Source organism: Pseudomonas saponiphila (genome assembly GCF_900105185.1).
In the GTDB taxonomy this organism is placed as follows: Bacteria; Pseudomonadota; Gammaproteobacteria; order Pseudomonadales; family Pseudomonadaceae; genus Aquipseudomonas; species Aquipseudomonas saponiphila.
Window position 1 is genome coordinate 3770246 of sequence record NZ_FNTJ01000001.1, and the last position, 14917, is coordinate 3785162.

11 protein-coding genes are annotated in these 14917 nt (G+C 62.8%); 8 read left to right on the forward strand and 3 right to left on the reverse strand.

Going from position 1 to position 14917, the window contains the following annotated elements; translation table 11 throughout:
* Positions 1-124: 124 nt before the first annotated feature.
* The 6 genes from BLV47_RS36555 (at position 125) to BLV47_RS17475 (ending at position 10528) form a co-directional block, all read left to right on the forward strand.
* Entirely contained in the window at positions 125-5137 is a 5013-nt protein-coding gene (locus tag BLV47_RS36555) for a beta strand repeat-containing protein (RefSeq protein ID WP_244168897.1), read from the forward strand.
* Positions 5138-5309: 172 nt separating this feature from the next.
* Complete coding sequence (locus BLV47_RS17455; protein ID WP_092315581.1) at positions 5310-5969, forward strand: methyltransferase family protein; 660 nt, start codon at positions 5310-5312, stop codon at positions 5967-5969.
* A 630-nt stretch (positions 5970-6599) separates the two neighbouring features.
* The gene (locus BLV47_RS17460) at positions 6600-7964 is read left to right on the forward strand and encodes a glutamine synthetase family protein (RefSeq protein WP_092315583.1); all 1365 of its coding nucleotides are present in this window, start codon (positions 6600-6602) and stop codon (positions 7962-7964) included.
* Between the two features lie 123 nt (positions 7965-8087).
* Positions 8088-9401, forward strand: a complete 1314-nt coding sequence (locus BLV47_RS17465) for an NAD(P)/FAD-dependent oxidoreductase (protein ID WP_092315585.1) — start codon at positions 8088-8090, stop codon at positions 9399-9401.
* A gap of 256 nt (positions 9402-9657) precedes the next feature.
* Positions 9658-10068 (forward strand): GFA family protein, encoded by a 411-nt coding sequence (locus BLV47_RS17470; RefSeq protein WP_092315587.1) that lies wholly within the window; start codon positions 9658-9660, stop codon positions 10066-10068.
* Positions 10061-10528 (forward strand): hypothetical protein, encoded by a 468-nt coding sequence (locus BLV47_RS17475; protein WP_092315589.1) that lies wholly within the window; start codon positions 10061-10063, stop codon positions 10526-10528. Before BLV47_RS17470 ends, BLV47_RS17475 begins: the two co-directional genes overlap by 8 nt.
* 219 nt (positions 10529-10747) lie before the next feature.
* Here the strand turns inward: BLV47_RS17475 and nadE are convergent, their stop codons facing one another.
* The 3 genes from nadE to BLV47_RS17490 are packed head-to-tail and all read right to left on the reverse strand — an operon-like array spanning position 10748 to position 13475.
* Positions 10748-11587 carry an ammonia-dependent NAD(+) synthetase gene (nadE, locus tag BLV47_RS17480; RefSeq protein WP_092315591.1) on the reverse strand — a complete coding sequence of 280 codons (840 nt, stop codon included), beginning with the start codon at positions 11585-11587 and terminating at the stop codon, positions 10748-10750.
* Position 11588: 1 nt separating this feature from the next.
* The gene (gene pncB, locus BLV47_RS17485; protein WP_092315593.1) at positions 11589-12818 is read right to left on the reverse strand and encodes a nicotinate phosphoribosyltransferase; all 1230 of its coding nucleotides are present in this window, start codon (positions 12816-12818) and stop codon (positions 11589-11591) included.
* 9 nt (positions 12819-12827) lie between these two features.
* Positions 12828-13475, reverse strand: coding sequence for an isochorismatase family protein (locus BLV47_RS17490; protein ID WP_092315595.1), 648 nt, complete (start codon positions 13473-13475; stop codon positions 12828-12830).
* A 181-nt stretch (positions 13476-13656) separates the two neighbouring features.
* Here BLV47_RS17490 and BLV47_RS17495 point away from each other — a divergent pair, with 181 nt between their 5' ends.
* Both BLV47_RS17495 and BLV47_RS17500 read left to right on the forward strand, forming a co-directional pair.
* Positions 13657-14202: an adenylyltransferase/cytidyltransferase family protein gene (locus tag BLV47_RS17495; protein WP_092315597.1), complete on the forward strand. Its 546-nt coding sequence runs from the start codon at positions 13657-13659 to the stop codon at positions 14200-14202.
* Between the two features lies 1 nt (position 14203).
* Positions 14204-14911, forward strand: coding sequence for an NUDIX hydrolase (locus BLV47_RS17500; protein ID WP_092315599.1), 708 nt, complete (start codon positions 14204-14206; stop codon positions 14909-14911).
* Positions 14912-14917 lie beyond the last annotated feature (6 nt).

The following is a 14917-nucleotide window of genomic DNA, read 5'->3' on the forward strand; positions in this document are numbered from 1 at the left end:
CTTTTACCTTCACGTTTGGCCTGTGGCGGCCGAAATCGATGGAAGCGATTTGTATCTCAGCTAATTGGCTGCAAGAACGTTTTTTCTCGGTATCGGGTTCAACATCAAAGCAAGGAAGACGCGAATGGCAATAATCAACGGGACAAACGGTGCTGACACGCTGACTGGTACCGATGGGTATGACGAAATCAACGCTCTGGGCGGGAATGATGTCATCAAGGGGAGTCCCGGAGCAGACAAGATCGATGGTGGCGCCGGTTTCGACACGATTGACTACTCGGCCTCTTCCGCCGGAGTGAACGTGGAAGTGCGTGCAGGTACCGGTCCAGCCGGCAAGGGCGGAGATGCTGAAGGCACTACCCTCACCAGCATCGAAAACGTCATCGGTTCGGCATTCAATGACATCCTCACCTCCGGCCCGGACGCCGCCTCCACGGCCATCCGCCTGGAAGGTGGCGCGGGTAACGATATCTACTACATCAACACCACCATCACACCGACCATCGTCGAACAGGCTGGCGGCGGCGATGACGAAGTACGGGTGTCATATACCTATAGCGGCGGCACCACTCTGGCGGCCAACGTCGAGCGTCTGACCTACATCGGCGACAAGAACTTTACCGGTTACGGTAACGACAGCGACAACGTCATCACCGGCGGTTCAGGCAACGACACACTTTACGGCGGAGGTGGCGCCGACCAATTCTTCGGCGGTGCGGGCCTAGACATCGCTGGATACACCGACAGCAAGGTCGGCGTGACGATCAATCTGAAAACCGGCGTAAACACCGGCATTGCCGCTGGCGACACTTACAACAGCATCGAGACGATCAAGGGTTCGAACTACAACGACACGTTCGTCGGCAACGGCCTGGGCATGGCCTTTGACGGTGGTGCTGGTGTCGACACCGTCGACTACTCGACCTCTTCCGCAGCAGTAAACGTTGAAGTGCGTGCAGGTACCGGTCCAGCCGGCAAGGGCGGAGATGCTGAAGGCACTACCCTCACCAGCATCGAAAACGTCATCGGTTCGGCATTCAATGACATCCTCACCTCCGGCCCGGACGCCGCCTCCACGGCCATCCGCCTGGAAGGTGGCGCGGGTAACGATATCTACTACATCAACACCACCATCACACCGACCATCGTCGAACAGGCTGGCGGCGGCGATGACGAAGTACGGGTGTCATATACCTATAGCGGCGGCACCACTCTGGCGGCCAACGTCGAGCGTCTGACCTACATCGGCGACAAGAACTTTACCGGTTACGGTAACGACAGCGACAACGTCATCACCGGCGGTTCAGGCAACGACACACTTTACGGCGGAGGTGGCGCCGACCAATTCTTCGGCGGTGCGGGCCTAGACATCGCTGGATACACCGACAGCAAGGTCGGCGTGACGATCAATCTGAAAACCGGCGTAAACACCGGCATTGCCGCTGGCGACACTTACAACAGCATCGAGACGATCAAGGGTTCGAACTACAACGACACGTTCGTCGGCAACGGCCTGGGCATGGCCTTTGACGGTGGTGCTGGTGTCGACACCGTCGACTACTCGACCTCTTCCGCAGCAGTAAACGTTGAAGTGCGTGCAGGTACCGGTCCAGCCGGCAAGGGCGGAGATGCTGAAGGCACTACCCTCACCAGCATCGAAAACGTCATCGGTTCGGCATTCAATGACATCCTCACCTCCGGCCCGGACGCCGCCTCCACGGCCATCCGCCTGGAAGGTGGCGCGGGTAACGATATCTACTACATCAACACCACCATCACACCGACCATCGTCGAACAGGCTGGCGGCGGCGATGACGAAGTACGGGTGTCATACACCTATAGCGGCGGCACCACTCTGGCGGCCAACGTCGAGCGTCTGACCTACATCGGCGACAAGAACTTTACCGGTTACGGTAACGACAGCGACAACGTCATCACCGGCGGTTCAGGCAACGACACACTTTACGGCGGAGGTGGCGCCGACCAATTCTTCGGCGGTGCGGGCCTAGACATCGCTGGATACACCGACAGCAAGGTCGGCGTGACGATCAATCTGAAAACCGGCGTAAACACCGGCATTGCCGCTGGCGACACTTACAACAGCATCGAGACGATCAAGGGTTCGAACTACAACGACACGTTCGTCGGCAACGGCCTGGGCATGGCCTTTGACGGTGGTGCTGGTGTCGACACCGTCGACTACTCGACCTCTTCCGCAGCAGTAAACGTTGAAGTGCGTGCAGGTACCGGTCCAGCCGGCAAGGGCGGAGATGCTGAAGGCACTACCCTCACCAGCATCGAAAACGTCATCGGTTCGGCATTCAATGACATCCTCACCTCCGGCCCGGACGCCGCCTCCACGGCCATCCGCCTGGAAGGTGGCGCGGGTAACGATATCTACTACATCAACACCACCATCACACCGACCATCGTCGAACAGGCTGGCGGCGGCGATGACGAAGTACGGGTGTCATACACCTATAGCGGCGGCACCACTCTGGCGGCCAACGTCGAGCGTCTGACCTACATCGGCGACAAGAACTTTACCGGTTACGGTAACGACAGCGACAACGTCATCACCGGCGGTTCAGGCAACGACACACTTTACGGCGGAGGTGGCGCCGACCAATTCTTCGGCGGTGCAGGCCTAGACATCGCTGGATACACCGACAGCAAGGTCGGCGTGACGATCAATCTGAAAACCGGCGTAAACACCGGCATTGCCGCTGGCGACACTTACAACAGCATCGAGACGATCAAGGGTTCGAACTACAACGACACGTTCGTCGGCAACGGCCTGGGCATGGCCTTTGACGGTGGTGCTGGTGTCGACACCGTCGACTACTCGACCTCTTCCGCAGCAGTAAACGTTGAAGTGCGTGCAGGTACCGGTCCAGCCGGCAAGGGCGGAGATGCTGAAGGCACTACCCTCACCAGCATCGAAAACGTCATCGGTTCGGCATTCAATGACATCCTCACCTCCGGCCCGGACGCCGCCTCCACGGCCATCCGCCTGGAAGGTGGCGCGGGTAACGATATCTACTACATCAACACCACCATCACACCGACCATCGTCGAACAGGCTGGCGGCGGCGATGACGAAGTACGGGTGTCATACACCTATAGCGGCGGCACCACTCTGGCGGCCAACGTCGAGCGTCTGACCTACATCGGCGACAAGAACTTTACCGGTTACGGTAACGACAGCGACAACGTCATCACCGGCGGTTCAGGCAACGACACACTTTACGGCGGAGGTGGCGCCGACCAATTCTTCGGCGGTGCGGGCCTAGACATCGCTGGATACACCGACAGCAAGGTCGGCGTGACGATCAATCTGAAAACCGGCGTAAACACCGGCATTGCCGCTGGCGACACTTACAACAGCATCGAGACGATCAAGGGTTCGAACTACAACGACACGTTCGTCGGCAACGGCCTGGGCATGGCCTTTGACGGTGGTGCTGGTGTCGACACCGTCGACTACTCGACCTCTTCCGCAGCAGTAAACGTTGAAGTACGTGCAGGTATTGGCGCGGTTGGCAGAGGTGGGGATGCCGAAGGCACTACCCTCGCCAATATCGAAAACGTCATCGGCTCGGCGTTCAATGACATCCTCACCTCCGGTCCGGACGCCGCCTCCACGGCCATTCGCCTGGAAGGTGGCGCGGGTGACGATATCTATTACATCAACACCACCATCACACCGACCATCGTCGAACAGGCTGGCGGCGGCGATGACGAAGTACGGGTGTCATACACCTATAGCGGCGGCACTACTCTGGCGGCCAACGTCGAGCGCCTGACCTTTATCGGCAATAGCACCTTCACCGGCTGGGGCAACGATCTCGACAACATCATCACCGGTGGCTCAGGCAACGACACGCTCTACGGCGGCGCGGGAGCCGACCAGTTCTTCGGTGGCGCAGGTTACGACACGGTGGGGTACCTCGATAGCAAAGTGAGCATGACCCTCAACCTCAAGACTGGCGTACATTCCGGCATAGCGGCAGGTGACACCTACACCGACATCGAAGCAATCAGGGGCTCCAACCTGAATGACATCTTCTATGGGGGAACTTCCGCCATGGGGCTGGATGGTGCTGCCGGGCAGGATCTGGTCAGCTACGAGCTGTCGGACAGTGCCGTGGCCATCGACCTGTATACAGGAGTCAACACCGGGGACGCGCAGGGTGACACCTACACCAACATCGAAATTGTCCAGGGCAGCAACTTCAACGACACGCTGTCGGGCTCGCGCTTGAGTGACATTTTGATTGGCGGCAAGGGTGCGGATCTGATTGATGGTCGCGAAGGCCAGGACAGCGTCTGGTACATCACCAGCACCACAGGCGTCACGATCAATCTGCAGACCAACCTGAACCAGGGTGGCGATGCCGAGGGTGATGTGCTGCGCAACATCGAGCGTGTGGTGGGCAGTCACTACAACGACAGCCTGACAGGTGATGCCAGCGTTAACTATCTGGAAGGCGGGCTAGGCGATGACGTCCTGTACGGTGGTGACGGCAACGATTATCTGTACGGCGGACTGATTTCGCAGATCGGGCCTTTCAGCCTCGACGGCCTGACCAACGGGCCGCAGGCCGATACCTTGTATGGCGGTAATGGTAACGACACCATTGTCACTGCAAGCAACGACCAGGGCAGCCGGGCCTACGGTGAAGCGGGGGGCGATGTCATCACCGTTGTGCACGGCATGGCTGACGGAGGTGAAGGCAACGACCTGCTGACGGGCACCGGCCTGGGCTTTTCCCTGTTCGGCGGGGCTGGTGATGACAAGCTGGTCTTGCGCGCCAGTGGCTGGGCCAATGGTGGCGAGGGTGACGATACCTACACGATCGATACGCGGGCATTGGTCACCATTCAGGACGACGGTGTCAGCCGTGGCGACAAGTTGGTGCTGTCAACCCTTTACAGCAACGACTTGCTGGCAGACCGCGTCGGCGATGATCTCTACCTGCACCAGTCACGCTTTGCGAGTGGCCAGACTCCACAGGAAGGCGTGTGCCTGAAGGGCTGGTTCGCCGGTTACGACACCATCGAGCAAATCCAGACAGCTGATGGGCAACTCATCAATCTTCCGGCCAACAGTGATGCATTTGCCTTGTTTGGCTGAGCACCTGACCTCTTCAACCCGTTGAGCTAGTCAGCGAAAAGGGATGAGCTCAGTCATGGACTCATCCCTTTTTCATGCCTGATGAAAAGTCCGATTCAGGGTCGTTATATAAACCGGCCCGCAGGCGACACCTACACTCTGTAGATACCTTTGATAGCCGTCTGGCGCCCCCATGAAAATCTCCCCCCGACTGGCCATCTCCAGCCTTCTCGGCGCCCTCGCCTACCTCGGCCTGGCGATCTGGGGCATAGGCGGCTTCGCGGCCTTCTTCGGCCATCCGCAGTTGACGCTGATCACCCTCGCCACCCTGCTGATGGTGGTCGCTTCGCTGTCCAGCGAGGTCAACCTGAGCAGTGGCGTGCGGGAAGATCAGGGCAACCGCTGGGTGCTGCCAGTGTTCGCGGTGATTGGTCTGTTGAGCGGCTTGGTCCCGGCCTACAGCGACCGCGTCGGCTTCTGGACCTTTGGCGGTGAAGGCCTGCGCTGGCTCGGCGCCTTGCTGTTCATCCTCGGCGGTGTGCTGCGCCTGTGGCCGGTGTTCATCCTCGGCCGACGCTTCAGTGGCTTGGTGGCGATCCAGCCCGGCCACCAGTTGGTGGTGGACGGCCTCTATCGCCACCTGCGCAACCCCAGCTACCTGGGCTTGCTGGTGAACGCCGTGGGCTGGGCCCTGGCCTTTCGCTCGGGGCTGGGACTGCTGCTGGCGGCGCTGACCCTGATCCCGCTGATCGCGCGCATTCATGCCGAGGAGGCCCTGTTGCTGGAGCATTTCGGCCAGGCATATGAAGACTATTGCGCCCGCAGCTGGCGCCTGCTGCCCGGTGTCTACTGAAGCGCTGTAAAAAAAATCAGACACTTCTGTCGACAAGGATGAACCGCTCTAGCACGCACCTCTGCCCGTGCTTGAAGGACACTCGCCAGGGCCCTGTGCCCCTTTACCCCCCTTACATTGGCTGGCGGATTCTTGCAGTATTGGTCCGCCATGAGGCAGCGGCCCCTTAATCCGCCCCCTCCAGCGCCCGGTTCATATCAAGAATAATCACCACGAACTCGACAGCGAGATCACCCGGCGATGTACCCCCTGAGCCCGTATCACGGATTCGACAGACCAGCTCCCGCGCCCCTGCACAGTGGCCGTGGTTGCGCCGTCGACGCTCGGCTCTCGCTACCCCGCTCACTCCCCGCCATGCCTCATGAGGTTCATGAGGACCGCGCCGCCGTTATCGGCTTGTACTTGCTGGACAGGTTGCGCCCATGAAGCTTCTGGTCAACCTGCCCATGGCCCTGTGCCGCTCCCGTCTGCGCCACTCCTCACGTCCTCCGGATCACTCGCTTGCGGCCTGATCGCGCGCCTCGCGCGTAACGCCCCAGAACTGATTTCTGCCCTTGCAACCGAGCCGTGCGCGGCGTCGTTGCAGGACCTGAAAACCTGCGCGCCCCAATGGCGCAAGCGAGAATCCCGATGAAATTTGCCGCCCTCGACGAAGCCCGTGACTTCCTGGCCGCCAACCCCGATATCGACATGATTGAACTCTTCATCCTCGACGCCAACGGCGTGCCCCGGGGCAAGCTGCTGCACCGCGAAGAACTGCTGGCGGTGTATGCAAGCGGCCGGCCGCTGCCCAGCACCATCCTCGGCCTGACTCTCAATGGCGACGATGTCGAGAACTCCGGGCTGGTGTGGGACGTCGGCGATATCGACTGCCGCGCCTACCCGCTGGCCGGCAGTCTGGTGCGCCTGCCCTGGCGGCAGATTCCCACTGCCGCGGTGCAAGTCAGCATGCACCCGCAGGAGGGCATGCCCGCCAGCATCGCTGATCCGCGCCACCTGCTGATCAAGGTCATCGACGGGCTCAAGGCCGAGGGCTACCACCCGGTAATGGCCTGCGAGCTGGAGTTCTACCTGCTGGACGCCAAGCGCGACGGCAATGGCCGGCCACAACCGGCCCTGGACGCCGATGGCGGTCGTCCGCGCAGCACCCAGGTCTACGGCCTGCGCGAGCTGGAGCAGATCGAGCCGTTCCTTGCCGATCTCTACGCGGCCTGCAAGCTGCAGGGCATTCCGGCGCGCACGGCGATCTCCGAGTACGCCCCAGGGCAGGTGGAAATCACTCTGGAACATGGCGATGCTCTGGAGGCGATGGACCAGGCCGTGCGCTACAAGCGCCTGGTCAAGGCGATAGCCCACAAACACGGAATGCAGGCCACCTTCATGGCCAAGCCCTTCGACCACCTGGCCGGCACCGGCATGCACATGCATGTGAGCATTGCCGACGCGGCGGGCCACAACCTGTTTGCCTCCGAGGACCCGGCCGGCACCCCGCTGCTGCGTCAGGCCGTGGGCGGCATGCTTGCGTCCCTGCTCGACTCCCTGCTGCTGTTCTGCCCCAACGCCAACTCCTACCGGCGCTTCCAGGCCAACAGCTACGCGCCCCTGGCCCCCACCTGGGGCGTCGACAACCGCACCGTGAGCCTGCGGGTGCCCGGTGGCCCGGCCAACAGTCGGCACATCGAACACCGTATCTGCGGCGCCGACGCCAACCCCTACCTCGCCGCAGCGGCGATCCTCGCCGGGGTGCACCGCGGCCTGCGCGAACAACTCGATCCGGGTGATCCGGTGCAAGGCAATGGCTACGCCCAGGCCACCGAGCTGCTGCCCACCGACTGGCTGACCTCGCTGACCGCCCTGGAGCAATCGGCCTGGGCCCGGGATGCCCTGGGCAGCGAATTCCTCGGGGTGTACCTGGCGGTCAAGCGCGCCGAATACCGCCAGTTCATGGCCGAAGTCGGCGAGCAGGACTGGCGCTGGTACCTGACCCAGGCCTGAGCCCAAGCACGATCTGCGACGCCTGCTGCATCCAGGCGCCAGCGGCAGATCGCCGACACGTTATCCAGCGCTGGCGGCTGCCCACAGGCAGCCGCCAGCTTGAATCTTTTAAGGATATTGTTCATGACAACCGCTCTTGATCCGCGGACCCCGGCAGCCGAGCGCTGCCCCAGCTACTACAGCGCCACCCTGAACCAGGAAACCCACTACCCGACCCTGCAAGGCAGCCATCAAGTGGACGTGGTAATCATCGGCGGCGGCTTCACCGGCGTCGCCAGCGCGGTGGAACTGGCCGAGCGCGGCCTGAAAGTCGCCATCGTCGAAAGCCACAAGATCGGCTGGGGCGCCAGCGGGCGCAATGGCGGCCAGGTCACCGGCAGCCTTTCCGGCGACGCGGCCATGCGCAAGCAGATGGGCCGCAGCCTCGGCAAGGAGGTCGACGATTTCATCTGGAACCTGCGCTGGCGCGGGCACCGGATCATCCAGCAACGGGTGGAGAAATACGCCATCGCCTGCGACCTCAAGCAGGGCCACCTGCACGCCGCCTACAAGCCCAGCCACCTGCCCGGCCTGCGCGCCGACTATGAAGAAGCCGTGCGCCGCGGCATGGGCGACGAAGTCAGCCTGCTGGACCGGGCCCAGGTGTGCGACCTGCTGGAAACCCAGCTCTACCACGGCGCCATCAAGAACACCCGCAACCTGCACCTGCACCCGCTGAACCTGTGCCTCGGCGAAGCCCGGGCCGCCGAAAGCCTGGGAGCGCTGATCTTCGAACACAGCCAGGTGCTGGAGATCGTCCACGGTGAATACCCGGCGGTGATCACCGCCCAGGGCCGCATCAACGCCAAGCAAGTGCTGCTGGCCGGCGACGTGTACCACAAGCTGGAGCCGAAAAAACTCAAGGGCAAGATCTTCCCGGCCATGGGCGGCATCGTCACCACCGAGCCGCTGGGCGACCTGGCCAAGCGCCTGAACCCCGAGGACCTGGCGGTCTACGACTGCCGCTTCGTGCTCGACTACTACCGCATGACCGCCGACGGCCGCCTGCTGTTCGGCGGCGGCGCCAACTACAGCGGCAAGGACTCGCGGGACATCGCCGGCGAACTGCGCCCGTGCATCGAGCGCACCTTCCCGGCGCTCAAGGGCGTGGCCATCGACTTCCAGTGGAGCTGCGCCATGGGCATCGTGATCAACCGCATCCCGCAACTGGGCAAGCTCTCGGACAACGTCTGGTACTGCCAGGGCTACTCCGGGCACGGCGTGGCCACCAGCCACATCATGGGCGAGATCATGGCCGAGGCCCTGACCGGCCACCTCGGCCACTACGACACCTTCGCCGCCTGCCAGCACATCCGCGTGCCCTTCGGCAACCAGTTGGGCAACCCAATGCTGGCGGCGGGCATGTGGTACTACCAGATGCTGGAAAAGCTGCGCTGAGGGACCAACCACCCTCCTGCAACCACTGACGCAGCCCGCGAACGGCTCGGGCGGCATACCGGCGCAACAAGATGCCGGGCCTGACTGGCGGGCTACCCGGCGAGTCAGGCCTGGTTGTTTGCGTCGAATGCGTCGTTGTGGGCCACCTCCACCAGCGGCTGCAAGCAGCCTCATGGAAGCCCGCCGCTGCCGAGCTTCAATCATCCCCCCGGCATGCTAGATTCGCACCGACACCCGCCCCACTCAGGAAGAGCACATGAGCGAAACGATCTACCAAGGCGGCTGCCTGTGCGGGCAGATCCGCTTCGAGGCTCAGGGACCGGCCGCCAATCCTCACACCTGCTCGTGCGAACTGTGCCAGCGGCACAGCGGTGCGCTGACTGTGGCGTGGGTCGAGTTCCCCCGCGAGCGGGTGACCTGGACCGGCCCCGGCGGCGCACCAGCAACCTTCAGATCGTCGGACTATTCGAGCCGGGCGTTCTGTCGGGAATGCGGCAGCACGCTGGGGGCTGTCGATGACGAGCCGAGCATTGCCCTGCTGCTGGGCTGCTTCGATGAAAACCGTGACCCGGCCCTGATGCCGACCAGCCATTCGTTCAGCGACCGCTGGCCCGAGGGCTGGCAGCCTGTGCCGACGATCCAAGACAAAGACAGACAACATGAGTGAAACACCGTCCCACTGCAGCGCGCCCCTCGCCTCGAATGTCTGGAGCTGGTACGGCCAGGACGAGTACCGAAAGATAATCCTGCTGGGAGAGCTGGGCCCGGCCTTGGAGTTCCTCGCCCTGGAAGCCGAACGGCAACGCGAGGAAATCGGCTGCTGCGCCGAGTGCAATCTGTGGTCCGACTACCTGGAATACCTGGACGGTTTCGTGACGCATTTTCCGGCCAATCTGGCGCCGCATCTGCTGTCGCACTTGCAGGCGCTGTTGCGCGGCTGTGAAGCGCTGTGCCGGGAGGCTTACGGAGTAACCCTGGAAGACAACGGCTTCCAGCATCCGCAATGGCAGCCACTGCGCGAAGCTGCCCGCGAAGCCCTGGCGCTGCTGGGTTGGCCCGAGGTGCGCGAGCATATGCCGGAGTTGATCGAAGATTGCCGGGCGGCGTTGCGCAAATGGCCGGATTGAACAACCGAAGGCCGGTGGTGGTTGGCTGGGGCCCTTCGCTGGCCAGCCAGCTCTCACGCTGATCGGTATGGCGCGAGCACCTGGGAGCCGGCTGGTTGGCGAAGGCGAGCATGCAGGCACCTTCGCCAGCAAGCTGGCTCCTACGGGATTCGGTGTAGCGCGCTCTGTAGGAGCCGGCTTGCCGGCGAAGGCGATCCGGCGAACAACACAAGTCCGTTGCTATGCGCCGGCTGACGCGGGCGCCCGTGGCAAGGCGCGTTTGTGGGCCGTGCGCAGGTAGGCACGTTCGATCAGGTGGCGCACTGCGTCGGTGACGGGCTCGCCCATCAGATAAGCGTCAATTTCTTCATAGCTGCAACCGTAGGCCGTTTCGTCCAGCTTGCCCGGAGCCAGCTCCTCAAGGTCCGCCGTGGGGGCCTTGTGCACCAGATGCTTCGGGGCCCCGAGGGCATCGGCCAGCAGCCGCACCTGGGTCTTGGTCAGGCCCGACAGCGGCGCCAGGTCGCAGGCGCCATCGCCATACTTGGTGAAGAAGCCCATCAGGGCCTCGGCGCCATGGTCGGTGCCCACCACCAGGCCGTTGCTGAAGTTGGCCACCGCGTACTGGGCGATCATCCGCGCCCGTGCCTTGACGTTGCCCTTGGCAAAATCCGTAAGGGCCGGCGAAGGCTGCAAGCCGTCGATCCGCACCTGGCTCATCATTCCATCGACGCTATCGGCAATGTTGCAGGTGCTGATGCTGTCCGGGCCAATGAAGTCCAGGCACGCCTGGGCATCGCTTTCGTCCGCCTGGCTTTTATAAGGCAGGCGCATGGCGATAAAACGCGCCGCATGCCCTGCCCCGCGCAGTTGCTCCACCGCCAGCTGGCACAGGCGGCCAGCGGTCAGGGAATCCACCCCGCCGCTGATGCCCAGCACCAGGGTGCTGCAACCGGACTCGCGCAGCACTTGCTGGATAAAGTCCACGCGCCGGGCGATCTCGGCGGCCTCGCCACCGCGCACCAGTTGCCGGTCGATGCCCAGTTCGCGGGCGATACGTTCTTGGGTCGGGTTGCTCATGTCAGGCCTCCAGGGGCGAGTGGGCAAGGTTGACGCTGAACACCTGGGCCGCGTAGCGCAGGAACGACGGGTCTTCACAGACGTTCTTGATCGGGTCGTCGGAGAACTTCACCACCGGCTCACCATGCACCCGCACCAGCTTCATCACGATGCTCAGTGGCTCGACGCCTTCGACGTCGCAGGCCAGGCTGGTGCCCATGCCAAAACCGAACCTGGCCTGGCCGCGCACGTGGCGCAGGATCGGCAGGCATTTCTCGAAGTTCAGGCCATCGGAAAACATCAGGTCCTTGGTCCGCGGGTCAACGCCCAGCTCGCGGTAGCGGGCCAGGACTTTGTCGGCCCAGAGAATCGGGTCGCCGGAATCCTGGCGCAGGCCGTCGTAGAGCTTGGCGAAGTACAGGTCGAAATCCTTGAGGAAGAAATCGGTGCTGATGCAGTCGGTCAAGGCAATGCCCAGGCGCCCGCGGTACTCGTGCACCCAGTTCTCCAGGGCGGCGTTCTGGCTTTCCCGCAGCCGGCCCAGTTGCTGGTGCACCATCAACCACTGGTGGGCCATGGTGCCGATCAGCGGCAGGTCGAACTCATAGGCCAGGTGGGCATTGCTGGTGCCGACGAAGACTCCGGGGAAATCGCTGCGCATGATCTTCACCACTTCGCGCTGGGCCTTGAACGACAGGCGCCGGCGGGTGGAGAAATCCGAGACGCGGAACTCGGCGAGTTCCTCGCGGCTGGCGTTTTTCTCCAGCCATTCGAACTTCTGATAGAGCCGGCGGGTGACGTCCTCCAGCTCCACATCCGGGTACTTATCACGGTTGCGCAGCTCGCTGACCATGGCCAGCACCGGCTGCTCGAACATGATGCAGTGCAGCATCGGGCCACGGACACGGATGCTCAGCTGGCCATCGACGGCGGCCACGTGGATGTAGCGCAGGTTGAAGCGGAACAGGCCGAGAAACTGCTCGAAATCCGGAGTCAGGTATTCACGAAAGCGCTTGTTGAACAGAAAGCGCTGTTCGCCTTCGCGCATCTGCAGGCCAGCGAGCTTTTCCAGCTCTTGGCGGATCTCCGGGATCAGGTGCACCAGGGACTCTCTGGAGCGCACGATGAACTGGTATTCCACGTCGACATTGGGGTGCTGGTGCAGCACCGCCTGCATCATGGTGAAGGTGTAGTAGTCGGTGTCCAGCAGGCTCTGGATCACGCCGTTGTTACGGTCGAATGCACTTTCCATGATGACTCCTCAAGCCTTGGCCAGTCTGGCGGTTTCTTCGCGGGTCGCGGCAACCGCGATGCCCGCTTGTTGCATGTCGGCAATGGCCTGGGTAGCGCCCTCGGCGCTGATGGCCCGGCATGCCGGCAGGTGGATGATCACCTTGAAACCGGCGGCGGCCAGCTGCAGGGCGGTGGTCTTGACGCAGAAATCCAGGGCCAGGCCGCCGACGATGACCTGTTGCACGCCCTGGCTGTTGAGGTACTCGATGACCCCGGTAGAGAGCTTGCCGTGCAGGTCGTGGTAGCAGGCGCCGTAGGGGTGTAGGTCCGGTTCCACGCCCTTCCACACGAAGTAGTCGTAGTCATAGGGCGTGGGCAATTCGTCCAGCAAGGTGAAGCCCGCGGTGCCCGGTACGCAGTGGCTGACCCAGGTCAGGTCGGCGTGTTCCAGGCCGGAGGGCTGGAGCATCTGTGCGTGCTCGGCCACCACCCAGGGCGCCTGGGGGCTGTGGGCGTCCTTGCTGCCAATGCGCAGGCTGGCCAGGGTCGCCATGAAATTCAGTTCGCCACCGATGCGGTCGCCTTCGGCCACGGGCAGCTCGTCCGGGCACAGCGGGGTGAAGCTCTTTTGCGCATCGACATCGAAGGAAGCGGTCTTCATCGTTTGGCTGTTCATGCTGGGTCTCTCCTCTGCATGGAGCAAAAAGTACATGTCATGTACTTTCATGGCAAGCCCCCGCGCACTTTATTTTTATTCACCTGATGCAAAGCCATGATAAAGACAGCTTAAAAAGAAGATGTTCCACAGACAGAAGCGATGCTAAGGTACGCGTCATGTACCAACCGAGAAAAAGCAGATGTTTGAACTGGCCCTCTATGGCGGTGCCTTCAACCCGCCCCACGCCGGACACGCCCAGGTAATGCTCGAAGCCGCGCGCCACGCCCGCCGGGTCCTGGTGGTGCCCAGCTTCCGCCACCCGGATGGCAAGCGCATGGCGGATTTCGAGCAACGGGCCAGCTGGCTGCAGGCGATCACCGCGCACCTGCAACCCGAGTGCAGCGCCGAACTGGCGGTCAGCCGCCTGGAGCGCCAGCTGGCCCTGGCCGATCCCGGACCGGTCTACAGCTTCAACTTGCTGCAACGCCTGGCCGACGACCTGGCCCTGGACGGCAAGCGCATCGCCCTGGTGGTGGGTGAAGACGTGGCGCGGCAGTTGCCCAGGTTCCATCGCGGCAAGGAGCTGCTGCAACGCTTTTCCATCCTCTGTATCGAGGAGCAGCCCGGGGTGCGCAGCAGCGTGTTGCGCCAGTGCCTGGCCCGAGGCGAAACACCGCCCAAACAGTGGCTGGCGCCGGGCATGAATCCGCTAAACTACGGCCTCTACGCCGTCCACGGAAGTTGATATGCACGACCGCACCACCCTCCCCAGCGCCTACCTGCACACCATCGACCTGTGCCTGCTGCGCTACAACCGCGAGCGCTGCGAGCTGGAAATTCTCCTTCACCAACGGGACAGCGAGCCTTTCGCCGGGCACTGGGCGCTGCCGGGCATCGTGGTCAACGGCGATGTCGAGGACCGCAGCCTGAATGACGCCGTGGAACGCCTGCGCCGCTCAAGCAAAGTGGACATGCCCCTGGCCTGGCTGGAACAGGTGGGCACCGTGGGCGACGCCTTCCGCGACCCGCGCTGCTGGTCGTCCTCGACCTTCTACCTGGGTATCGTCAGCGACCCGGTGCAGCCGGGTCCGCAGCAGGGTTTCTTTGCCCTTGGCGAGGTGGCCAGCGGCGCCTTCAAGTTGCCGTTCGACCACAACAGCCTGGTGGCCCAAACCAAGGAGCGGCTGTTTTCCAAATCCCTGTACAGCAGCCTGCCGCTGATGTTTCTCGGCAAGGAATTCAGCGCCCCCGAGGCGGTGAGCATCTTCTCCCGGGTGCTGCAACGGCCGGTGCTCAAGACCAGCATCCGCCAGCGCCTGCTGAAGATGAGCGAAGCCGGTTACCTGCAGGAAACCGGGCGCAAGAAAAGCGGCGATGGCGGCCGCCCGCAAGCCACGGTGGAGAGCCTCAAGCCCACCGAGCTGTACCTGTTCGATCGTTGTTTCCTGGAGTAATAGCGC